The following is a 22033-nucleotide window of genomic DNA, read 5'->3' as shown; positions in this document are numbered from 1 at the left end:
TGGAGAATCCTGGTGGAGCCGAGCGGAATCGAACCGCTGACCTCCTCATTGCGAATGTGGAGCATGGGCCTTTCCCCGAGCTTCCCACCGATAGCCCCACAAACCTAAGCCGCTGAAAACAGGCGACCGGGACGACCGAGCCCGCGCCCCGACTTACCCCATGTTTGCCTGAGTTGTCCTGCTGCTGGTGTCTAGCCGGTGTCGGGCGGCTCGTCGCAATGGAGACACCCGTGACGAACCAGAAAGCAAAGATCACGAAGCGCTCGGTGGATGCGCTCCCCATTCCGCCTAAAGGCGAGAGCCGGTTGTGGGATACCGACCTCACCGGATTCCTTGTCCGAGCCTATCCGAGTGGGAAAAAGGTCTATGCCGTCCGCTATAAGCGCGGCGCAGCGCAACAATCCATCGTGACCATCGGTCGCCATGGCTCCCCCTGGACGCCTGAAGGCGCGCGCGAGAAGGCCCGCCAGGTCCTCTCCCAAGCGAGAGATGGACGTGACCCCGCTGCGGAGAATCGGGCCGCCAAAAACAGGATCACCGTGGCGGGCCTCATCGACACGTACCTGTCCGACGGCCCCACCACCAAACCGGCCAAGCGGGCCTCATCCTGGGTGAATGACGCCAGCAACCTGAACCGACATATCCGACCGCTCATCGGAAGCCGCATCGCCGACGAGGTGACCAAGGCAGACGCCCACAGAGCAATCCGGGAGATCACTGAGGGGGGGACGGCCAGAGACGAAAAGACGGGAAAGCGCGGACGGGCGCGCGTGACTGGCGGTCCAGGGGTGGCCCGCCGCACGCGGACCACGGCGGCGGCCATGTACGCCTGGGCCATGGAACATGAGCTGGTTCAAACCAACCCATTCGCTTCAGTACGCCTAGCCGCCCCGCCCATTAAGGCTCGTTACCTCTCCGGCAGCGAAACGGCGGCCCTGTGGGACGCGCTGGAGCGTTTGGAGGCGACAGGAGAGTTGAACCCCACCTTCGCCGACGCCATCCGCCTCCTCGTGCTTACTGGGGCGCGAAAGACGGAAATCCTTGGCCTGAAGTGGTCTGAGGTGGACCTAGGGCGAAGAACCCTGACGCTCCCGCCAGAGCGCACCAAGGCCGGGGGCGTGAACGGCGAGCGGCGGATCGCTCTATCGGGCGAGGCCGCTACAATCCTCGCGCGACGGCACCACACGTCAGACGGCGAGCATGTGTTTCCAGCGGCACGCGGCGGCGGTCATGCTACGGGCGTCAGGAAGGCGTTCAAGCGCGCCTGCGCTGCCGCTGGCCTATCCAACGTGCGCGTACACGATCTGCGCCATACCTATGCAAGCGCATTGGCGGAGGCAGGCTTCAGCATGCCGATTATCGCCAAGTCGCTTGGCCATTCTCGGACTCAAACGGCGGAACGCTATACCCACCTGGGGGACGATCCGACGCAAGCGGCGGCCTCGGTCGTGGCGGACTTCATCAGGAAACAGGCGAAGGTCAGCGCGGCCTGACGCGCCGAGAGGCGAGGGCTTGCTCTCGCCTCGACTTTCATCAGCATATTGCGAGCCGACACCTCCCAGTGTGCGATGAAGTGAAGCTGGCATGACCGCAGAAATGTGACGGGCTGAGGTTGCTACCCTTGAGAGCCCTTCTGGCTCCTACGACCAGTAAAACCTTGTGACGGCTGCTTATAGTGCCATGGAGAAAGTCCGAGGCTCAAGTAAGTCGCCAGCGGCTGATTGACCTTACCGATCCAATCTTCTGGATCAATTGTTCGCTCTGGCGTCTCCGCGATCATCATGAGGTGCGCTTGGATGCACTCATTGATGATGGCGAGGTCATGAGACATGTTTCTCAGGATCTCTGCGGAAATCGGCAACACGCGTACGCGCTCGGGGATGTGAGCTAACCTGCGGTTTGTAACCACCCTGCCCAATTCTGGGTCGCCCCAAGCGCCGAAGTGAACAATGTCGTTCCTCGCTTGGTTTAGTATGCCTAGTTGCGTGAACATGCGGGCCAGCAGTTTGCTTTCTGGCGCTCCACGGGCTTCGCGCGTTCTCCTGATAAGGTCCCGCGCTTGGTCGATCCGAACGCCCGAAAAGATCGCCTTGGCAACCTCTGGGGGCGTGCTGGTTTCGCGCCAAAGGACGCGCTGCAGCTGTCCCTCAACACGTGAAAATCTCTCGATCATCTCGCCCAGGGCCTGGTGATAGACGGCCGTCTCGCGCCGGACTTTCTCGTTCTTCGCCGACAACTCTGCACTATTGTGATCGCTCATGGCGGATAAGCCCTCTGACGACGACAAGCGGGAAGACGCAGACGCTGAGCTTCATCGCGTCCTTGGCAACCTGACGAATAGCCCGCACAAGCCGCAGGAAAAGGGGCGCGAGACGAAGCCCGCGCCCAAGGTTGCGTAAGGCCCTGTTAACCGCTAGGCGGCGTACTTGACGGGCAAACCACGCGAGTTGGCGGTGAGGTTCAGGCCGTGCTCGCAATCAGCGCGATTGAAGTAGCCCTCGCCGCAGTTGGCGATCTTCTGGCCGTTGGCGGCGTAAAGGGTCCAGCGCCAATATCCTTGAACGTCTTTGTAAACGAGATAGTACATGGGTTCTGATTCCTCAGATCGTGGTGATGGCCGGTATCTCTTTGAGTACCAGCACGAGGGATCGGAATGGGCGCTGGAGCTTCAGGCTCGCGACCTGGACGACGCAAAGGCTCGGCTGCGAACTCTGCCTTTTGCGGCGTATAGGGGCGAGGTTGAAGCCTCAGTGCCTTGTCCGACGAATGAACCGAATCGGTCATTCGCAGAACGAAGATACACCATGGGGGCTAACGACAATTAGCCATGCGTTCGCGGTGTGTTCTGTCGCCTAGCTTCGTCGTGGGTCAGTTTGAATTTACCCCCGGAGCGCGATCCTCAGGCGCATCTTCAGACCGCGCAAATCGTCATTCGCAAAGTAGGCTGCGGTGACCCGCGACAACTCGTCAGGTAGCAGCGAGCGCCGCAGTCGAGCTTCGTGAAATCTGACGAAATCCCTGAACACCTGCGTGCTCACGCGGCACGCCTTTTGTTTGTTGCCAGTCGCTTTGGCTTTGCCCCGGCCTCCATAATCGCGACCAAATCAACCATTCCCCAGAGACGGTCGATGATTCCAGCAGCCATGGCCGTTGTCACGCGCAGCGCCTGGATGAGGACGAGTTTGTAGCGACCCGCCAGACAGCGACGCCCTTTCCTGTGGATAAAAAATCCGCAGCACTCCTGGGTTTATCGTTTATCGATATGTCCCCGGGGGTCGTCACCTATCAGGCTCAATCCCCTAGGCACCCAAAGGGTCACCGCGGATTTCCTGGCAAGCCGGGACGACCGCCCCTAGTTGAGGGCGATATCTGGATAGCCGTTGTCTTCAACAGGAGAGCGGCAAGTGTCCGTATCAAACGACCCCCGCCCTGCGTCCCAGGGCCAATTCCTTCTGACCGTCGAGGAGGCCGCCGAACGGCTACGCCTCTCGGTCTCAATCCTTAACAAGTGGCGGGTTAGCGGAGACGGCCCCCCCTACCTAAAACTCGGGCGACGCGTGCTCTATGGCCGCGATCAAATCGACGCATGGGTGTCCGCCAGCTCCCGGCGCTCGACGTCCGAGATCGGCCAGCGTAACGGGGAGCGCGCCTGACATGCTGTTCCCGACATTCGAACAGTGGGTCGGCGTTCAAATGGAACGCGGCTCAATCCACCTTCCTGCTTCCGAGGATGATCGGCGAGGATGGCGGGCTCGATACGAACGAGATCGTAAGGCCGCCCTCCCCTTCGCGCTTGAGTGGGGCCACGAGATGCCCATAGAGCAAGACGAGTGGCTGATAGAGGGGCTAGTCCCCCGCAAGGCCTACGGCTTCATTTATGGGTATCGGGGCGCAGGCAAGTCCTTCCAAGTCGTGGATATGGCGTATCGCGGCGCGGTTGGCCCCGACTACATGGGGCATCGGATCGGCCAGCCCTTCGGCTCCATCATCTTTGTCGGCGAGAAGAGATCGCGGTTCGCGAAGCGGCTGCTCGCCTGGATCAAAGCTAATGGTCACGCGGGGCGGGACCTAGCCGTCATGGTCGTCGACGGCGTGCCCGACCTTACGGATGAGAAGGCCGTCAAAACGCTAATCTCGTTCCTCAATGAGGAGGCCCGACCTCACTTTGACGCGATGGGCGTCCCCCTTGAGGCGATCTTCATCGACACGCTCGCTCGGGCAATTGGAGGCGGAGGCGTGTCGGATGCCAGCGTCGCAAATCGGACCATCCACAGCGTCAGTCAGATCATTGATTGCGCAAACGTCACTGTGATGCTGGTCGCTCACGTCGCCAAGCTTCAGTCAGGAAGACGCGGCGACGCGTCGGTCAAGGGCGCTGGCGAGTGGGAAGACGCTGCCGACTTCATTCTCCGCCTGGAGAGGACCTCTGGCAGCCCGGTCCGAACGATCACGAATACAAAGCAGTCCGATGCCCCAGAGGCCGCCACGTTGGCCTTCGAGCTTGAACCCATAGAGCTTACCGCGCCCAACGGCGTGGCAGTCAGTTCTTGTGTTGTGCGTCAGGTCCCCGTTCCGGCAAGGCCGAAAACCAACGGGGGAAGCGTCGCGCGTCAGCCGCATCCCGACGCGCCACTTGTGCTCGCCGCGATCCGAGCAAGCGTTCCAGCCGCCGCCGATCACCAGTCTGCGGAACGGGTGGTATCCGTAGGGGCGCTACGTGCGAGTCTGATTGAGCGAGGATATCGAGCTGATCTTCGGCCGCCTTCATCAGACGCGGAGGCCTTAAGGACGTGGCAGGCGACCACCCGCAAATCAGTCGACCGCGCCATCGCCAGCCTCGCCGAACAGAAGCTTGTGCGACGTCTCGGAGATCAGATCTGGCTGCTCCCGACTGAGGGCAGCGCGTAAGATGGGACGGGACAGGACACACCCTTTATAGGGTGTGTCCGTGTCCTGTCCCACTCTCCGCGCGCAACTCTGCGGCCGCGGGAGAAGGCGCTACGCGACCGGCTCCCCGGATTCCCTTGCGGCCGGTTCCGCAATGTCGAGCGGCGGCAGAGCGCGGACTATCTTCATGGTCTCCAGGCTGACGGTGATCACGCGCTGGAATAGCTTGAGGGGGTAAGCCGGGTCGCCGACCGTCTCGATGGCGTAGCGGTTGGCGTCGTTGACGATGCCGCTGGCCTTGTCGGTCTTTACGCCCTGGCGCTCCATCACCCATTCCAACGCTGGCTTGCCGTTTACGACGTAGTCGTAGGCGGCCAGAGGGATGTTGGTCATGGTGATGTTGGAATTGTAGATCACGGTCGTCTTGTCCACGTTCGGGCGCTTGCCGCCGAACTTCATTTTCTCGACGCGGTAGAACTTCTCCGGGTCGGGAATGTTGGCCAGCCTTAGATCGCCCTGGGCGATGGTGACCGGATAAGGCTCGGCGCTATCAAATTCGCAATGCAGATCGCCCAGCCTGCGGCCAGCCTCAACAAATGCCCAGAAGTCGGCCGGATTCTTTACGGCCGGGATGCGGGGAAGTTGCTTGGAGAGGTTGTCTGCAAAACGGCTTCGGTAGTTCTCACTGTGAAGCAGGCCATAAACATAGTGGAACAAATCATCTTTTGTTATGGTATCTCTTGGGTACGACGCTTGGAAATATGCAAGACCATCATTAGTTATCGCGTCTCGCCCCATTGCACTTGACGCACTCCCCGCACTTAACAGATCTCCCTGTGTGGAGCCTTTTTCTTCAAGACCGTCATATAGGAACCGAGGAAAGCATTGCCCTTTCGACATCACGTCTAGACAAGGCACGGCATCGATCATCAGAACAGAAAATGATGGCGCGCTGGGTCCTGTAAGGTAGATCGCCCGATTTCGCTCACGTCCAGTTGGGAAAATTTTGGGAGTTAGGTAACGGTTTTCATTGAAGAACCCGTCATAGTACAGCATTTGTGGCGAGAACGGGCGATAGATACTTTTGACAATGCTGCCCGGGTCGAATGAAGCCATCTTCCGTTTCGCAAAGCGCTCGCGAAGCACCCACGACCAGCTAATGCTTTTTTCATCATTGATGTCTGACCTGTCGGGGCGATCTAGACTTTCACGGTAAAAACCGATCATTCTAGACATGTTTTTGCCCAATTCTTTTTCAGAACTATTGTATGCCCACGGGTCTCGATTTGTCTTCACGCCCGCGCTGTAGTTCTCGAATAGCGTGATATCTGCACTTTCGCGTTTAGCCCCAAGTGGAGGGAACGCTTGGAAGCTGCCATCTCGTTGGCCCACCCAGTCACTATGTTCGTCAGGCGTTAGGGACTGCCAGCCACCAGCGCTCTCAATGCCTCCCACACTTCCGAACCGGGACACAATCGCCAGCTTTTGTTCTCGCGTGAGGTAGTCCCCAATATCGTGAAAACGAATCCTTCCGTTGGGGGTCTCGCGCTTGGGATTCTTTGTAAGCACTGTGATGGCCACTGGCGTTCTACTGCCGCTGCCAAAAATCTTTCCTCCCTCACGCTTGGATTTCTCGCCAGATGTACGTTGGTTGCCGCGTAGGTGGAACACGTCGATGCCTGAGAATTCTTCCGCCAAACACTTTCTCAGGCCATCAGCAGCTTTTCCGTCAAGCCACCCAGCGTTCGACACATAGGCAACTACGCCAGCATCGCCGATCCGGTCGCTAGCCCAGCGGATCGCTCGAATGTAGCTGTCATAAAGACTCCTTGGATTTCCGGTCGAGTGCGCGACGTATGTCGATTGGATGCGCTTATCGAGCTTTGGGTAGGCCACATTGGCGGCATCGTTGTTGTCGCTGTCCTGGCCGACCGAATACGGCGGGTTTCCGACGATCACCCGAATATCAAGTTCTTTCTGGCGCGAACGGCGGCTGCTGTTGTCGGCCATTAGATCGCTGATCAAATCACGCTCCTGCTCATAAAGCTGGAAGGTGTCAGTAAGGCATATACCCTCGAATGGCACGTAATCGCCGCCTGCGACTCCGTGGTAAGCCGCCTCGATATTGATGGCCGCAATATAGTAAGCCAGGAGCACAATCTCGTTGGCGTGAATTTCATGCCGGTACTTGTGCTCAAGCTCTTCCGGCTTGATCAGGCCCGACTGCAACAGTCGGGTGATAAAGGTGCCGGTGCCCGTGAAGGGGTCCATGATGTGGACGCCCCGGCTTCCGACGGTCTGGCCAAACTCGGCCTGAAGCACCTCGTTGACGGAATGGATGATGAAATCCACCACCTCCACAGGCGTGTAGACGATGCCTAGCCGCTCGGTCATTTTCGGGAAGGCGTTTCGGAAGAACTTGTCATAGAGCTCGACAACGATCTTCTGTTTGGCGTCGGCGCGGTCGATGCCCTCAGCGCGCCGCTTCACGCTGGCGTAGAAGCGTTGAAGGCTCTCGGTTTCCTTCTCCAGGCTGTGTTCGTCCAGGACCTCCAGAACCGCCTGCATGGCCCGGGAAACGGGGTTGTGCTGGGCGAAGCTGTAGCCCTCAAAGAGTGCGTCGAAGACCGGCTTGGTGATGAGGTGCTGGGCCAGCATCTCGATGGCCTCGCCCTCGGTGATGCTGTCGTTTAGGTCATCTCGCAGCTCGCCAAGGAAACCCTCAAAGGCCGCGCGCTCAGCCGATCCGGGCTGCTCCACCAGGGCAGTGATGCGCGTGATGTGGGTCTGGGCGATCTTGGCTATATCGCCTGCCCAATCTTCCCAATAGTCGCGCCGACCGCACTTTTTGACGATCTTGGCCATGATGGCCTTGGAGAACTCGTCGAGGAAGAAGTCCGGCTGTGTCGGCGAGGGCTCCGTGCCGACACCCGGCTCCCGCTCATCATCTTCCGCCGCGCTGCCATGGCCGATGTTCGGCTTACCGCCCTTACCGTCCTTCTTCGTCGGTAGCTTGTTGCTGACGGCGATGACCTCGATGTGGTCGGAGATATCGACGCCCAGATCAGCCTTGTTGATCATCGCGTCGAACCGCTCGTCGTGAGAGCGCAACGCGTTCAGGATCTGCCAGACGACGCGGTAGCGCTCGTTGTCGTTCAGCGCATCCTCCGGCGTCATACCAGCCGGAACGCCAATGGGCAGGATGACGTAGCCCATGTTTTTGCCCGGCGAACGACGCATGACGCGGCCTACCGACTGCACCACGTCGATCTGCGATTTGCGCGGATGCATGAACAGAATCGCGTCTAGCGCAGGGACGTCCACGCCTTCAGACAGGCAGCGGGCATTGGTCAGGATGCGACAGGCGTTCTCCCCATGCTCCTCTTTCAGCCAGTCCAGCAGCCGATTGCGATCCTTGGCGTTGAAGGTGCCGTCAACGTGCCGCAGCTGACAGTCCAGCGGCGTTGCGTCCCCCTCCACCTGTTGGCCCTCATCCGAGGCTAGGTACTCTGCGACGACGGCTGAGAACTCGCTCTGCACCATCTTGGACGAGTTGATGTCCCGGCAGAACGCCAGAGCGCGTTTCATAGGGTACGGGTCGGTGACCAGTTCACCACGCAAGCCCTGCTTCGTCAGGGCCTTGTAACAACCAATGATCTTGGTGGCGTCGTCCAGCTTGAGTTCGGACTGATCATCCGCGAGGCGTCGCTGCACGCCCGTGCTGACCATGCCTTCGTCAACCGCCAGCACCAGCACCTTGTAGTCTGTCAGCAGCTGATTCTCGACGGCCCAGCCAAAGCCTCTCGCGAACAGCGTCTCACCATAGAGCTGTTCGTCGTCCATTGAGCATAGGACCGCGTCAGCTTCGCTCGCCCTCTCCCTCACCGCCTCGCCGAACACCCGTGGCGTGGCGGTCATGTAGAGGCGCTTCCGGCCCGCAACGAACGACTGGTCGTGAATCCTGACGAAGTTGCTCTCCTCGTCACCCGCCAGCGTCGCCCCCGTGGTTCGGTGAGCCTCGTCGCAGATGATCAAGTCGAACTCGGAAAGGCCATTCAGGCGCTGGGCGTCGGCGAGCACCTGAATTGACTGGTAGGTGGCGAACACCACCGTCATGCGGTCAGGCGACGTGCGACCGGCCCTACTGGCCAGCTTCGCAGCGCTGGTAGTCGCGGGATAGTCGAGGTCATGCGCCTCAAGCTCGGCGACATCGGTCTGCGATTTGCGACGCTTTCCCACTTGAACGTCCGAGCAGACGGCGAAGGCGCGGATCGGCACGGCCGCGTCGATGGTCCATTCCCGAATCGTCTGACTCATCAGCGCCAGCGACGGCACCATGAACAGAACAGTCTTCCCGACGCCCGCCAGCTCCTCGGCGATCTTCAGACCCGTGAATGTCTTGCCCGTGCCGCAGGCCATGATCAGCTTGCCGCGATCCGCCTTCGCCAGACCATCGCGCACGGCCTCTAGCGCCTCGCGCTGGTGCAGCCTGATCTCCTTTGGCGGATCAATCTTGATCTCATCGTTGTGAACCCACGACGCCCAATCAATTGGGCTGGCCTCTAGGCGGTCGAGGCCAATGCGGGTGATGTTGAGGTCGTCCAGCAGGGCCTCGGCGTTGGGACTCCAGGATGCGCCGGTGGTGTCGATGATCAGGCCGCGCGAAAAATGGCGGGTCTGAGAGCTCGACAGGAAGCTGTCGATGTCGCCCTTCTGGATGCGATAGCCTTCAGCGTAGAACTTGCACTGGACGGCGCAGAAGCTGTCCTCGCCCCTGATCTTGGCGACGGCGTCGATGCCGATGTCGCGTCCGTCCAGCCTGTTGGCCTTCGCCCAGTCCGAGAACAGCCAGACGTCCTCGTACTCTTGCTGCATCCCTGGATCGTTCTTCAGAAACGCGACGGCCAAGCGCTCGAAGTAAGTGCCCTTTTCCCGTTCTGACCGAGACGCGTCCCGGAGCGAGGTTAGCAGCGTGCGAAAGTCAGACATCTAGCCCCCTGGGGCGACACCTAGCGCCCTTGCGCCACACTGGCGCGCATCGGGGGAAATGTGAACTCGCGGTTGCGTCAGCTCCCTTGTCGCCGCCTGGAAGAAAGGACCCTCGCCCCCGTGCGTGCGGGCGCGCGGTCTTTGATGGGTGGGGAGATACCCCCTGCTCAGGAGGACCGGCCATGCCCAAACGCGACACCGAATCTCGCACTCAACCGATTGAGCCGACCAGAGTTGGCCTCTCGGATGACGCCCTACTGGAACGCGCGGACCGCGCCTACCGTCTGATCCGCATCTGCGAATGGGCAATTGAGCGTCGTGAGGCGCATGAGAAAGAGGTTGAACGGCTCATTCTGGCCGCCCTCTCAGAACTCGTAGGTCGCTTCCTTGCACCCGACCTCCTCCCGAGCGATCGGCCATACGCGGATCACTCCAATGTGGGTGTGGTCTTGGCGGCGCAGCGCCTCCAGGCCCTAAAGCACGTCCGCACTCAGGCGACGGACCGAGCACAGCGCCGTCTCGCCTTCGCCCGGCAGGCCTGGAATGCCGCTGCATCGGAGATGGCCCGTCGCTTCCTCAAGTCGCCCGCCACGGCCGTTGAGGTGAATGGTGCGCGTCGGACGTTCCGCATCTGGCTGGACGACCAGGGCAAGCCCGTTGTCGCCGTGCAGATGGGCATCTGCGTCTGACGACGTCAGGGCGCGTTGGTGTCCACGTCGAACAACGCGGGCGGGTGAACGCCAAGAGACTCCGCCAGACGCACCAGCACGGCCAGCGAGGGGTTCCGTCGCCCGCGCTCGATGCCGCCAACATAGGTCAGGTCGATCCCCGCGTCGTGCGCGAGCTGCTCCTGAGTCAGGCCGCGCGCCTTGCGCAGCCTGCGCACATTCGCGCCAACGATCCGGCCCCATTCCATAGGGAGAGGGGCATCTTGCGCACCTGAACGGTCTAGGGATTATAAGCCCGATTTTCAGATCAGAGCTCCAGGAGCAGCACATGATGAAACCAGTAATCCTGGCGGTCGCACTGTTGGCGATCCCAACCTGGGCAGATGCTCAGCGACTATGCCCGGATGGCACCTACGTCTCGGGAGACCGCTGTCACCTCGCGCCCGACGGCACTTACGTCGGAGGAAAGCCGCAGCTCGCTCCCGACGGCTCCTATGTGGCAGGCAAGCGAGCGCTGGCGCCCGACGGAAGCTATGTTGGCGCCCGCAAGTCCCAAACGGATGAGCTCTCCAGCCCCCGCGCGCAGACACGCCTTTGCCCGGACGGAACCTATGTCTTTGGCGCTCGCTGCAAATTGGCTCCCAACGGAAAGTACGTTGGCGAGCAGTAGCCCGCCGACGTTTCAGAAATTGGTCGCCGCCAGAGCCGCCCTAGGGGAGGTCACCGACCTCAGATGGGACCCGTGGCGGAAGCCACCCCCGCCCCCCTACCCGCGTTCCTCACTATGAAAAGCGAGACCCCATTTGAGTAGCGACGTGACAATGCCCGCCCTAGCCGTAGGTGCGATCCTAGGATTCGGACTTGCGTTCTGGCTAGAGCGTACAGAGCCTGATCCCAGCGCCATCAACGCCCTGAAGTTCGGCGTCCTGTTTGCAGGCATGGCCAGCACCGCGCTCTACTTCATCCTCGGACTTCTGGTCGGATTTCCGACACCCTCCAGCCAGGAGGCGTCGAATCGCGGTGCGTACAGCGAGGCCTATGAGGACTCACATGCCGACCGAGGACGGGCCAGAGGGCCTTGAAATGCCCCGCCGTGATGTCGATTTGGTGTCTGGCCAAAACCGGCGGCCCCTCCGCAGAGCGCGGATTGAGCCATAGATCATTGAAATGAAAGGAGAAATCCTGGTGGAGCCGAGCGGAATCGAACCGCTGACCTCCTCATTGCGAACGAGGCGCTCTACCAACTGAGCTACGGCCCCAGGAAGGCGGGGAGTTAGGCTTGCGGCGGATCGCTGTCAAGCCGCTCACGGGGGGCGTTCTGGCCCGCCGGGCCACGGCTCCGCCTTGTCAGGGGGGAGGCCTCGCGGCTAGAAGCAGCGCTCAAGACAGATCGGGACCCCCCATGATCGCCATCATCAATTTCGTCTTCTTCATCCTATCGGCGCTTATTGAGCTGCTGACCTGGGCGATCATCATCAATGCGGTGCTGTCCTGGCTGGTCGCCTTTGACGTGATCAATCTGCGCAATCAGTTCGTCTTCAACATCGCCCGAGCCCTTGAGGCGGTCACAGCGCCGGTCATGCGCCCGGTGCAGCGGATGGTGCCGGCCCTGGGCGGGGTCGATATCAGCCCGATCATCGTCATTCTGGTGCTGATGGGCATTCAGCGGTTCATTCTGCCGGCAATCCAGTCAGCCCTGATCGGCCTGTTCGTCTAGGACCGCCCCATGCGCCTGGCGGTGCGGCTGACCCCCCGGGGTGGACGGGACGCCGCCCAAGGCTGGGGCCAGGACCATGAGGGCCGGGTCTTTCTGAAGGTGCGGATCGCCGCCCCGCCGGTGGACGGCGCGGCGAATGCCGCCCTCATCGCCTTTCTGGCCAAGGCCCTTAGCCGCCCCCGGTCAGACATCCGCCTCGCCGCCGGCCAGACCGGACGGCTGAAGCTGGTGGAGATCGCCGATCTGCTGGAAGACGACATCACCCGCGCCTTTGGATCGCCACCTTGAGGTGATGCAGATGACCCGCCCCTGGAGGACCCCATGCTGAAGTCCCTTCGCCTGCTGATCCCCGTCGCCCTCGTCCTGACCCTCAGCGCCTGCGCGGGGGCGCCGCAGCGGCTGGACGCGGCCGGTGATGTGCACAGCCTGCTGACCGCCATCCGGGATGGGGACGAGGCGACCTTCGAACGCCATGTGGACCGCCAGGCCCTGCGGGACCAGATCGAGGCCCGGATCGCCGCCGAGGCCACCCGGGCCGGGGGCAATGAGGAGATGCGGGCGCTCGGCGCCCTGCTTGGCTCGGCCATCGCCCAGGCCGCCAGTGAGCAGCTGATCCGGCCGCAGGTGTTTCGCGGGGTGGCCGAGTACTATGGCTATGACGCCGCCCAGCCCCTGCCTGGCCGTGTGGCGATAGCCGGATCCCTGAAGGCGCTGGATGACGGTCGGGTTTGCGCCACCCGGGCTAAGGATGGCCCCTGTCTGCTGACCTTCACCCAGACCGAAGGGGTCTGGCGGCTGTCGGGTTTCGAGGGCGACATCGACATGCTGCGCCGCTGAGCTAGTCTGGCAACAGGTCTGGGGGCGACGGCATGGCGACGGGTGAGCTGGAAGGCTTCGAGCGGTTCGAGTTCGACGACGGCCGTTGGGTCCGGCCAGTCTATCGCCGGGGATCAGGCCCTGCGGTCATCGTCATCCACGAGATGCCCGGCCTGCATCCTCTGGTCCTGGCCTTTGCCGAGCGGCTGGCAGCGGCCGGCCTCACAGCCTGGTGCCCGAGCCTGTTTGGCGAACCGGGCAAGACCGTCAGCCGGGGCTATCTGGCGGCTGAGCTTTTGAAGGCCATCTGCGTGCGCCGGGAGTTCCACGTCTGGGCCACCGATAAATCCAGCCCCATCGTCGACTGGCTGCGCGCCTTGGCCCGGCAGGCCCATGCCGAGTGTGGCGGCCACGGGGTCGGCGCGGTGGGCATGTGCTTCACCGGCGGGTTCGCCCTGGCCATGATGACCGAACCGGCCGTGGTGGCCCCGGTGCTGGCTCAACCCTCTCTGCCGTTGGCCGCCGGCTCCAAAGCCCGGGCCGCAGGCCTTGGGGTCAGCCCGGCGGAAATCGCCTGCGCCCGGGCGCGGTTTGAAACCGAGGACCTGTCGATGATCGGCCTACGCTTCAAGGGCGACGCCATGGTCGGTCAGGCCCGGTTCGACCACTACAAGGCCGAGTTCGGCGACCGCTTTGAGGCCATCGAACTGGAGGACGCCGATGCGGCCCCCTCCCCCATCGCGCCGCACTCGACCCTGACCCTGCACCTGGCCCCGGACGGGCCGACCAAGGCCGCCGAAACCCGAGTGATCGACTTCTTCCGCCAGCGCACGGGGGCGTGAGCGCCCTGGCAGGTCGGGCTGGCCGGGCCTAGACTTGGCGCGCCGCGGCCACTAGAGCCCTTTCCGATCTGATCGGCTCTGATCCGATCGGACAAAAAAGGGCTCCAAATCGGAAGTTAGAGCCCTTTGGTGCCGATAACCGGTTCCCACTTATCGGAACGCGCTCTAGAAGCGCGCCCTTCCCTGAGCCAGGCGTTCGAGCCGCCGGCCAGGCCAGATCCTGCGAGAGCCTCGCCATGAAGCGCCGTCCCCCGTCCCGCACCCCGGCCGCCCGAACGCCGGGTGCCCGCTCAGCCCCCCGAGGGCCCAGCCAGCGCCAGCTGCGGGCTGGCGAACTGGTCCGCCATGCCCTGGTGGAGATCCTGCGGGAGGAAGACCTGGACGATCCGGCCTTGTCGGGGGCGCCGGTGACCATCACCGAGGTTCGGGTCAGCCCCGACCTGCGCCACGCCATCTGCTTCATCCAGCCCCTGGGCGGCGAGAACGCCCCCGAGGTGGTGGCGGCCATGAACCGCGCCTCAAAGTTCTTCCGGGGCCGTCTCGGGCGGATGATCGACTTGCGCGCCACCCCGGAACTGAAATTCCTGCACGACGAGACCTTTGACGCCGCCGATCAGATGAGCCGGCTGTTCGATGATCCCAAGGTCCGCCAGGACCTCGACGCCCCCGAAGAGGACTGAGCGCCATGGGACGTCGGCGCAAAGGCGAGGCGGTGTCCGGCTGGATCTGCCTGGACAAGCCCTATGATCTGACCTCCACCCAGGCGGTGGGCAAGGTCCGCAGGATCTTCAACGCCCAGAAGGCTGGCCATGCGGGCACCCTCGACCCCCTGGCCACCGGGGTCCTGCCCCTGGCCCTGGGGGAGGCCACCAAGACGGTGGCCTATATGGTCGAGGCCGATAAGGGCTACCGCTTCACCATCAACTGGGGGGCTTCCACCACCACGCTCGACCGGGAAGGCGAGATCGTGGCCCGCTCAGATGTCCGACCCACGCCGGACCAGGTCAGGGCCGTGCTGCATGAGTTCGAAGGTGAGATCATGCAGGTCCCGCCGATCTATTCAGCCATCAAGGTGGACGGGGAGCGGGCCTATGACCTGGCCCGGGCCGGGGAAGACGTGGAACTGAAAGCCCGTCCGGTGATGATCCACGGCCTGGCGGTGGGTGAAGCCCCCGATGCTGACCACATCGAGCTGATCATGGACTGTGGCAAGGGCGCCTATGTGCGCTCAGTGGTCCGCGACCTGGCCTTGCGGCTGGGGGCTGAGGCCCATGTGAGCGCGCTCCGCCGCACCCGGGTCGGGGCCTTTACCGAAGCCCGGGCGATCGGGCTGGATTTCCTTGAGGAATTGGGTCATAAGGCCCGGCAGTCAGAAGCATTGCTTCCGGTTGAGACCGCGCTGGACGACATCCCGGCATTGGCCATAACCGACGAAGACGCTTTCCGACTTAAGCAGGGACGGTCGATCGTTCTCGTTCCCCGACAGGTCGAAACCTTGAGAGCCGGGCTTGCGCCGGGCGCTCGAACCGTTTCGGCCATGTGTCGTGGCGTGATGGTGGCCCTCTGCGAGATGCGCGCCGGCCAGCTCGAGCCGTCCCGTGTCTTTCATCTCGAATAGAGCGGAGACGCACGATGTCGGTTACCCCGGACCGTAAGGCCGAACTCATCAAGACCCACGCCCGTAGCGAGGGCGACACTGGAAGCGCCGAAGTGCAGGTGGCCATCCTGACCGAACGGATCGTCAACCTCACCGAGCACTTCAAGACCCACAAGAAGGACAACCACTCGCGTCGGGGCCTGCTCAAGCTCGTCTCCCAGCGCCGGTCGCTCCTCGACCACCTGAAGAAGTCGGAAACCGCACGCTATCAAGCGCTCATCGAAGTGCTCGGCCTCCGCCGCTAGAACGACCAGCGCCCCCGCGAAAGCGGGGGCGTCGCATATGGGGCCCTGCTTCAAGGCCCCACCGCCGCCCCCTCCCGCGACAGGCCGGGGGACCCCAGGGCGGCAGGGGCCAAGGCCCCCTGAAGACGTACGCTGAGGGTTGCAACGAAATCCTCATCACGCCTGTTCACCTGGAGAGGATTTCGGAAGTCCGACGCCCTGTCCGCCCCCGCCAGGAATACGCCTGCGGGACCTGAAAGAAGAAAAATCATGTTCGATATCAAACGTAAGACCATCGAGTGGGGCGGCAAGACGCTGACCCTCGAAACCGGCCGCATGGCCCGTCAGGCCGACGGCGCTGTCCTGGCCACCTATGGCGAGACCGTGGTGCTGGCCACCGCCGTGTTCGCCAAGAGCGCCAAGCCCGGCCAGGACTTCTTCCCCCTGACCGTGAACTATCAGGAGAAGACCTATGCCGCGGGCAAGATCCCCGGCGGCTTCTTCAAGCGCGAAGGCCGGCCTTCGGAAAAGGAGACCCTGGTCTCCCGCCTGATCGACCGTCCGATCCGCCCCCTGTTCGTCAAGGGCTTCAAGAATGAAGTCCAGGTGGTCTGCACCGTCCTGGCGCACGACCTGGAAAATGATCCCGACATCGTCGCCATGGTCGCGGCCTCGGCCGCCCTGGTGATCTCCGGCGCCCCCTTCATGGGCCCGATCGCTGCGGCCCGGGTGGCCTTCATCGAGGGCGAATACGTCCTCAACCCGACCCTGGAAGAGCTGAAGACCAGCGCCATGGATCTCGTGGTCGCCGGCACCGCCGATGCGGTGATGATGGTGGAATCCGAAATCCAGGAGCTGACCGAAGAGCAGGTCCTGGGGGGCGTCTCCTTCGCCCACAAGTCGATCCAGCCGGTGATCGAGGCGATCATCGACCTGGCCGAGCATTCGGCCAAGGAGCCCTTCGACTTCGCTGCCGACGACACCGACGCCCTGAAGGCGCAGATGAAGACCCTGGTCGGGGCCGACATTGCCGCCGCCTACAAGGTCACCAAGAAGCAGGACCGTCAGGAGGCGCTCAGCCAGGCCAAGCAGAAGGCCATGGCCGCCATGGTCAAGTCCGACGCCAATCCGAACGGCGCCGACGGCCAGAAGCTGGGCGGCGTGTTCAAGGAGCTCGAAGCTGACGTGGTCCGCCGCGGCATCCTCGACACCGGCCTGCGCATCGACGGCCGCACCGTCGACAAGGTCCGTCCCATCGTCTCGGAAGTGGGCATCCTGCCCCGGGCCCACGGCTCAGCCCTGTTCACCCGCGGCGAGACCCAGGCCCTGGTGGTCGCCACCCTGGGCACCGGCGACGACGAGCAGTTCATCGACGCCCTGGAAGGCACCTACAAGGAGAAGTTCCTTCTCCACTACAACTTCCCTCCCTTCAGCGTCGGGGAAGCCGGCCGCATGGGTTCGCCCGGCCGTCGTGAAATTGGCCACGGCAAGCTCGCCTGGCGCGCCGTGCGACCGGTCCTGCCGGCGACGGAAGACTTCCCCTACACCATCCGCCTGGTCTCGGAGATCCTGGAGTCCAACGGCTCCTCCTCCATGGCCACGGTCTGCGGCGCGTCGCTGGCCATGATGGATGCGGGCGTGCCCCTGAAGAAGCCGGTGTCCGGCATCGCCATGGGCCTGATCCTGGAGGCCGATGGCTTTGCCGTGCTGTCCGATATCCTGGGCGACGAAGACCACCTGGGCGACATGGACTTCAAGGTCGCCGGCACCGCGGATGGCATCACCTCGCTGCAGATGGACATCAAGATCGCCGGCATCACCGAGGAGATCATGAAGAAGGCGCTGGAGCAGGCCAAGGAAGGCCGCCAGCACATTCTGAATGAGATGACCAAGGCCATGGACGCGCCCCGCGCTGAGCTCGGGGAATACGCGCCCAAGATCGAAACCATGAAGATCGCGGTGGACAAGATCCGTGAAGTCATCGGTTCGGGCGGCAAGGTGATCCGCGAGATCGTCGCCGAAACCGGCGCCAAGGTGGACATCTCCGACGACGGCACCATCAAGATCGCGGCCTCGGAACAGTCCAAGATCGATGCGGCCCGCGACTGGATCCGCTCCATCGCCTCGGAGCCCGAGCTGAACGCCATCTACACCGGCAAGGTGGTCAAGGTGGTCGACTTCGGGGCCTTCGTGAACTTCTTCGGCGCCAAGGACGGCCTGGTTCACGTGAGCCAGATCTCCAACGAGCGCGTGGCCAAGGTCTCCGACGTCCTGACCGAAGGCCAGGAAGTGAAGGTCAAGCTCCTGGGCTTCGACGATCGCGGCAAGACCCGCCTGTCCATGAAGGTCGTCGACCAGGTGACTGGCGAGGATCTCTCCAAGAAGGAAGGGGCCGAGGCCGAGGCCTAAAGCCTCTCCTCCATCCTGATGACGAACGGGGCGGCCGCAGCGATGCGGCCGCCCTTTTTCGTGGGTGCGGGCGTCTGCGGTATCTGGGTCTGGCCAAACACCAAGCACCAAAAAAGCGAAAGGCCCGCCGGGGTGGCGGGCCTTCGGGCTTGCGGACCGTGGGGTCGGCTAAGGCGCTTAGCCGCGCAGCTTGCGCAGCAGGACATCCAGATCACGGGCCAGGGTCGCGTCCTCGGCCTTCAGGGCCTCGATACGTCGTACCGCATGCAGGACCGTGGTGTGGTCCCGGCCACCGAACCGCCGGCCAATGTCAGGCAGGGAGCGGGTGGTGATCTGCTTGGCGATCCACATGGCCGCCTGGCGGGGCCTAGCCACCGCCCGGGCCCGACGCTCCGACAGGAGGTCGGCCTGGGTGAGGCCGAAATGCTCGGCCACGGCCTTCTGGATGTGATCGACGGTCACCTTGCGCTCGGGTGCCGACAGGTGAGGCCTCAAGATGCTCTGAGCCTCATCCAGGGTGAGCTGGGCCAGCTGGGGACCAATCCGGGCCACGAGGGTGTTGAGGGCCCCTTCCAGCTCCCGCACGCTGTCACTGAAGCGGTCGGCGAGGAATTGCAGCACCTCAGGCCGCGCCTCGGCGGGAAAGCCCCCCTGCCGGGCCAGGATGGCGAGCTTGCGTTCAAGGATACCCTGGCGAAGATCCCGGTCGGCCGGCTCAATGCCGCAGACGAGACCCGCCTGCAGGTGCGAGCGTAGTCTCGGCTCCAGGTCCGAAAGCTCGTGCGGCGGCCGATCGGCGGTCATCACCACCCGACGACCATCCTGAACCAGCGCAATCAGGGTGTGGAACAGCTCTTCCTGGGTGGAGGCCTTGCCGGCGACGAAATGGACGTCGTCGATGAGCAACAGGTCGGCGTCGCGCAACTCGTCCTTGAAGGCTGCGGTCTGGCGGTCCTGCACGGCCTTGACGAAGGTCTGGGTGAACCGTTCGGCGGTCAGATAGACCACCTTTTTGTCCGGTGCGGTGCGCAGGGCCTCCCAGCCGAGCGCATTCAGCAGGTGGGTCTTTCCGAAGCCGTAGGGGCCATGGAAGACCACCGGATTGAAATGGCCATCGGCCCAGCAACCCACCCGGCGGGCCACGGCGAAGGCAAACTCGTTGGCCGGCCCCGGCACGAAGGTGTCAAAGGTGAAGCGCTCCTGCAGGCCATGGGTACGGGCCGGGCGAGCGGCCGGAACCTCAAAGGTCGCCGACGCCTCGTGGGCCAGGGCGGCCTGGGCTGACGCCGAGGTCGCAGCTGGCGCGAGGCTTACCTCGGCAACGACAGGCTCAGCCAGGGCTGCGCCGTCGAACTCCATCCGCGACTTGAGGTCGAGAGACCGGCCCTCCGGATCGTTCTGAGCCCAAAGCTCCCCGATCCGCCGCCAGGCGTGCCGCCGGATCCAGTCGCGGGCCACACCGGTGGCAGCCACCAGACAGACTTCATGCTCAGAGCGCTCACGCAGGGCAGCATGGCCCAGCCAGGAGCCAAAAGTGGCGTCACCCAACTCGCGTTTCAGGGTCAGGCAGGTCTTCGTCCAGACCGCTCCAGCCGGCGTCGCCGTCGCCCTGTCAGCCAATCCGCCAGAAACCATGATTTCCACTTCCCCCACCATCCATATCATTGGCCGCAACCCCACGCCGCGGCCACGTTTCTTCATAAAACACAGAGACTTACACGGAGGACGCATAGAGTCCCGCCCCCCGCTTTTTCATCCGATTTAAGATGGAAAATACGCTGTGTTGAAGCTCCAGAGACTAGTCTCGGGCCGGGGGGGGTCAACGGTGATTCTTCGCGCCGTTGGCGGATATTTTCGTTGACTCAGGCGAGACCCCTCGCGCCACAAGGGAAATGCGAAAACACCGCGCCCGAAGTGAGTAACTTGGTCGCAGGGCGCTTGGCCCTAGGGTCCAGGGCACGACAAAGCCCGCACACCGATGAGGCGCGCGGGCTTGTTCATTTTCCGTACAAATTCAGCGATCTAGGCCGCAAGAGAGCGGCGAAGTTCAAGTCTTAGGCAACAGCCAGCTTCTTCAGGCGGGCGGCGAGGCGCGAGACCTTCCGCGAGGCGGTGTTCTTGTGGATCACGCCCTTGGTGACAGCGCGCATCACCTCGGACTGGGCCTCCACGAAGGCGGTCTTGGCGACGGCGGCGTCACCGGCAGCGACCGCTTCTTCGAACTTGCGAAGATAGGTCCGAACGCGCGAGCGGCGAGCGGTGTTGACTTCGGTGCGACGGGCGATCTTGCGGATCGCCTTCTTGGCGCCGGGCGTGTTGGCCATTCTGAAGCTCTCGAAAAATAGCGCGCCAGGACGCAGGTCCAAGCGGTGAAAATCGGAGGCGCGGATATACGGGATGGCGGAGAGCCGGTCAATGGCACCTGACCCGTCAGCCGGGATTCACTGCAGGCCGGTGAAGCTTCGCCATGCCGGATGGGCCGCCACCAGCTCAGCCAGCTGCTGATACCCCGCCGCTCCCGGGTGAGCGCCGTCGCCGGCCTGGGCCTCGGCCAGCCAGGTCCCGCTGACCGCCAGGGGGCGCAGGACATCGATATAGGGCACCCTCAGGCGGGCGCAGAGGGTCTTGAACGCTTCGTTCAACGCCTCGACCCGCGCCGCGAGCCCTGGCTCTCCGGCCGGCGGCGGCCCCACCATCAGCACCGGCGCCCGCCGGGCACCCGCGCTCAGCATCAGATGGGCGTTCTTCAGGCTCTCCGCCGGCGAAAGCCGCGAGCTCTCGCCGGCGGCGGCGTTCGCGTCATTGCAGCCAAAGGAAAAGACCAGCCCGCAGGGTTCGAGATCGGTGAGCCGAGGCTGGGCCTCGGCCAGCCAGCGGCGGGCGATGTCGGCACTGGTGTCGCGGCGGACGCCAAGATTGTAGAGGGTCACCGCCGGCCGCCCGGCCAGGGCGCGGCCGATCCAGCCCTGGTGGGCGGGGTCGCCGACCCCGGCCACGAAGGAGTCCCCGAAGGCGAGGATCCGCACCTAGCGACCCTTGAAGTCAGGCTTTCGCTTCTCGACGAAGGCGGCCATGCCCTCCTTCTGGTCCTCGAAGGCAAACAGGGAGTGGAACAGCCGCCGCTCTACAGCCACCCCGGCTGACAGGGTGGTCTCATAGGCGGTCTCCACCAGCTCCTTGTTCATCATCACCGCCAGGGGCGACTGGGCGGCGATCTTGGCGGCGGCGGCGAGGGCTTCGTCGAGGAGCGTGTCGGCCGGGATGACCCTGGACACCAGGCCGGCGCGTTCAGCCTCGGCAGCGTCCATCATCCGACCGGTGAGGATCATGTCCATGGCCTTGGACTTGCCCACAAAGCGGGTCAGGCGCTGGGTGCCGCCGATCCCGGGCATGACCCCGAGATTGATCTCCGGCTGGCCGAACTTGGCGGTGTCGGCGGCCAGGATGAAATCGCACATCATGGCCAGCTCACAGCCGCCGCCCAGGGCGAAACCTGAGACCGCGGCGATGATCGGCTTGCGGCAGGTCTCGATCCGCCGGGCGCTACGGGCGAAGGTGTCGGCCAGGAACATGTCCGCATAGGATTGCTCGGCCATCTCCTTGATGTCGGCGCCAGCAGCAAAGGCCCGCGCCGAACCGGTGAGCACGATACAGCCCACCCCCGGATCAGCCTCGGCCACATCCAGGGCGGCCTCCAGATCAGTCAGGAGCGCAGCGTTGAGGGCGTTGAGCGCCTCAGGCCGGTTCAGGCGGATCAGGGTGACGGGGCCGTGGGCCTCGATGAGCAGGGTTTCATAGGTCGACGCTGACATGGCGGCTCCTGG

Annotated in this window: 20 protein-coding genes and 1 tRNA gene; 12 read left to right on the top strand and 9 right to left on the bottom strand. The window is 63.4% G+C overall.

Annotation, left to right across the window (positions count from 1 at the left end; all coding sequences use genetic code 11):
* Positions 1 to 230 precede the first annotated feature (230 nt).
* Positions 231 to 1493 carry a site-specific integrase gene (locus MH112_RS03650; protein WP_296563949.1) on the top strand — a complete coding sequence of 421 codons (1263 nt, stop codon included), beginning with the start codon at positions 231 to 233 and terminating at the stop codon, positions 1491 to 1493.
* Positions 1494 to 1615: 122 nt separating this feature from the next.
* Here MH112_RS03650 and MH112_RS03645 read toward each other — a convergent pair whose 3' ends face one another.
* Both MH112_RS03645 and MH112_RS03640 read right to left on the bottom strand, forming a co-directional pair.
* Positions 1616 to 2260 carry a hypothetical protein gene (locus tag MH112_RS03645; protein WP_296563947.1) on the bottom strand — a complete coding sequence of 215 codons (645 nt, stop codon included), beginning with the start codon at positions 2258 to 2260 and terminating at the stop codon, positions 1616 to 1618.
* A 153-nt stretch (positions 2261 to 2413) separates the two neighbouring features.
* A complete protein-coding gene (locus MH112_RS03640; protein WP_296563943.1) occupies positions 2414 to 2587 on the bottom strand; it encodes a DUF1508 domain-containing protein in 174 nt (57 codons plus the stop codon).
* Positions 2588 to 3404: 817 nt separating this feature from the next.
* Between MH112_RS03640 and MH112_RS03635 the strand changes: the two genes are divergently transcribed.
* Both MH112_RS03635 and MH112_RS03630 read left to right on the top strand, forming a co-directional pair.
* Positions 3405 to 3653: a helix-turn-helix domain-containing protein gene (locus MH112_RS03635; protein WP_296563940.1), complete on the top strand. Its 249-nt coding sequence runs from the start codon at positions 3405 to 3407 to the stop codon at positions 3651 to 3653.
* Position 3654: 1 nt separating this feature from the next.
* Positions 3655 to 4908: an AAA family ATPase gene (locus tag MH112_RS03630; RefSeq protein ID WP_296563937.1), complete on the top strand. Its 1254-nt coding sequence runs from the start codon at positions 3655 to 3657 to the stop codon at positions 4906 to 4908.
* Between the two features lie 90 nt (positions 4909 to 4998).
* Here MH112_RS03630 and MH112_RS03625 read toward each other — a convergent pair whose 3' ends face one another.
* On the bottom strand, positions 4999 to 9876 hold the full coding sequence (locus tag MH112_RS03625) for a type ISP restriction/modification enzyme (RefSeq protein ID WP_296563934.1): 4878 nt from the start codon (positions 9874 to 9876) through the stop codon (positions 4999 to 5001).
* 182 nt (positions 9877 to 10058) lie between these two features.
* On the opposite strand from MH112_RS03625, the gene MH112_RS03620 reads away from it, so the two are divergent.
* A complete protein-coding gene (locus MH112_RS03620; RefSeq protein ID WP_296563933.1) occupies positions 10059 to 10565 on the top strand; it encodes a hypothetical protein in 507 nt (168 codons plus the stop codon).
* Between the two features lie 5 nt (positions 10566 to 10570).
* Here MH112_RS03620 and MH112_RS03615 read toward each other — a convergent pair whose 3' ends face one another.
* Both MH112_RS03615 and MH112_RS03610 read right to left on the bottom strand, forming a co-directional pair.
* Positions 10571 to 10792 carry a helix-turn-helix transcriptional regulator gene (locus MH112_RS03615; protein ID WP_296563931.1) on the bottom strand — a complete coding sequence of 74 codons (222 nt, stop codon included), beginning with the start codon at positions 10790 to 10792 and terminating at the stop codon, positions 10571 to 10573.
* Between the two features lie 935 nt (positions 10793 to 11727).
* Positions 11728 to 11803: transfer RNA gene (locus MH112_RS03610), tRNA-Ala, on the bottom strand.
* 143 nt (positions 11804 to 11946) lie between these two features.
* On the opposite strand from MH112_RS03610, the gene MH112_RS03605 reads away from it, so the two are divergent.
* From MH112_RS03605 to pnp, 8 genes are all read left to right on the top strand, one after another.
* Complete coding sequence (locus MH112_RS03605; protein ID WP_296563928.1) at positions 11947 to 12261, top strand: YggT family protein; 315 nt, start codon at positions 11947 to 11949, stop codon at positions 12259 to 12261.
* Positions 12262 to 12270: 9 nt separating this feature from the next.
* On the top strand, positions 12271 to 12549 hold the full coding sequence (locus MH112_RS03600; RefSeq protein WP_296563925.1) for a DUF167 domain-containing protein: 279 nt from the start codon (positions 12271 to 12273) through the stop codon (positions 12547 to 12549).
* A 33-nt stretch (positions 12550 to 12582) separates the two neighbouring features.
* Positions 12583 to 13098 carry a DUF2939 domain-containing protein gene (locus tag MH112_RS03595; protein ID WP_296563922.1) on the top strand — a complete coding sequence of 172 codons (516 nt, stop codon included), beginning with the start codon at positions 12583 to 12585 and terminating at the stop codon, positions 13096 to 13098.
* Positions 13099 to 13130: 32 nt separating this feature from the next.
* Positions 13131 to 13919 carry a dienelactone hydrolase family protein gene (locus MH112_RS03590; protein WP_296563917.1) on the top strand — a complete coding sequence of 263 codons (789 nt, stop codon included), beginning with the start codon at positions 13131 to 13133 and terminating at the stop codon, positions 13917 to 13919.
* A gap of 236 nt (positions 13920 to 14155) precedes the next feature.
* Entirely contained in the window at positions 14156 to 14599 is a 444-nt protein-coding gene (gene rbfA, locus MH112_RS03585; RefSeq protein ID WP_296563916.1) for a 30S ribosome-binding factor RbfA, read from the top strand.
* A gap of 5 nt (positions 14600 to 14604) precedes the next feature.
* A complete protein-coding gene (truB, locus tag MH112_RS03580; RefSeq protein ID WP_296563913.1) occupies positions 14605 to 15537 on the top strand; it encodes a tRNA pseudouridine(55) synthase TruB in 933 nt (310 codons plus the stop codon).
* Positions 15538 to 15551: 14 nt separating this feature from the next.
* The gene (rpsO, locus tag MH112_RS03575; protein WP_296563911.1) at positions 15552 to 15821 is read left to right on the top strand and encodes a 30S ribosomal protein S15; all 270 of its coding nucleotides are present in this window, start codon (positions 15552 to 15554) and stop codon (positions 15819 to 15821) included.
* Positions 15822 to 16070: 249 nt separating this feature from the next.
* Positions 16071 to 18209 carry a polyribonucleotide nucleotidyltransferase gene (pnp, locus tag MH112_RS03570; protein ID WP_296563908.1) on the top strand — a complete coding sequence of 713 codons (2139 nt, stop codon included), beginning with the start codon at positions 16071 to 16073 and terminating at the stop codon, positions 18207 to 18209.
* Between the two features lie 177 nt (positions 18210 to 18386).
* On the opposite strand, the gene dnaA is transcribed toward pnp, so the two are convergent.
* The 4 genes from dnaA to MH112_RS03550 all read right to left on the bottom strand — a co-directional run bounded on the left by dnaA (position 18387) and on the right by MH112_RS03550 (position 22021).
* Positions 18387 to 19844: a chromosomal replication initiator protein DnaA gene (gene dnaA / locus MH112_RS03565; protein ID WP_296563981.1), complete on the bottom strand. Its 1458-nt coding sequence runs from the start codon at positions 19842 to 19844 to the stop codon at positions 18387 to 18389.
* A gap of 419 nt (positions 19845 to 20263) precedes the next feature.
* The gene (rpsT, locus tag MH112_RS03560; protein WP_296563905.1) at positions 20264 to 20533 is read right to left on the bottom strand and encodes a 30S ribosomal protein S20; all 270 of its coding nucleotides are present in this window, start codon (positions 20531 to 20533) and stop codon (positions 20264 to 20266) included.
* Positions 20534 to 20650: 117 nt separating this feature from the next.
* Positions 20651 to 21235 (bottom strand): GDSL-type esterase/lipase family protein, encoded by a 585-nt coding sequence (locus tag MH112_RS03555; protein WP_296563902.1) that lies wholly within the window; start codon positions 21233 to 21235, stop codon positions 20651 to 20653.
* Positions 21236 to 22021, bottom strand: coding sequence for an enoyl-CoA hydratase (locus tag MH112_RS03550; RefSeq protein ID WP_296563898.1), 786 nt, complete (start codon positions 22019 to 22021; stop codon positions 21236 to 21238).
* Between the last annotated feature and the right edge of the window lie 12 nt (positions 22022 to 22033).

The sequence above is a fragment of the Phenylobacterium sp. genome, from assembly GCF_022402485.1.
In the GTDB taxonomy this organism is placed as follows: Bacteria; Pseudomonadota; Alphaproteobacteria; order Caulobacterales; family Caulobacteraceae; genus Phenylobacterium.
Note: the sequence above shows the minus strand (reverse complement) of the source record. Positions and strands in the feature narration are given on the sequence as shown.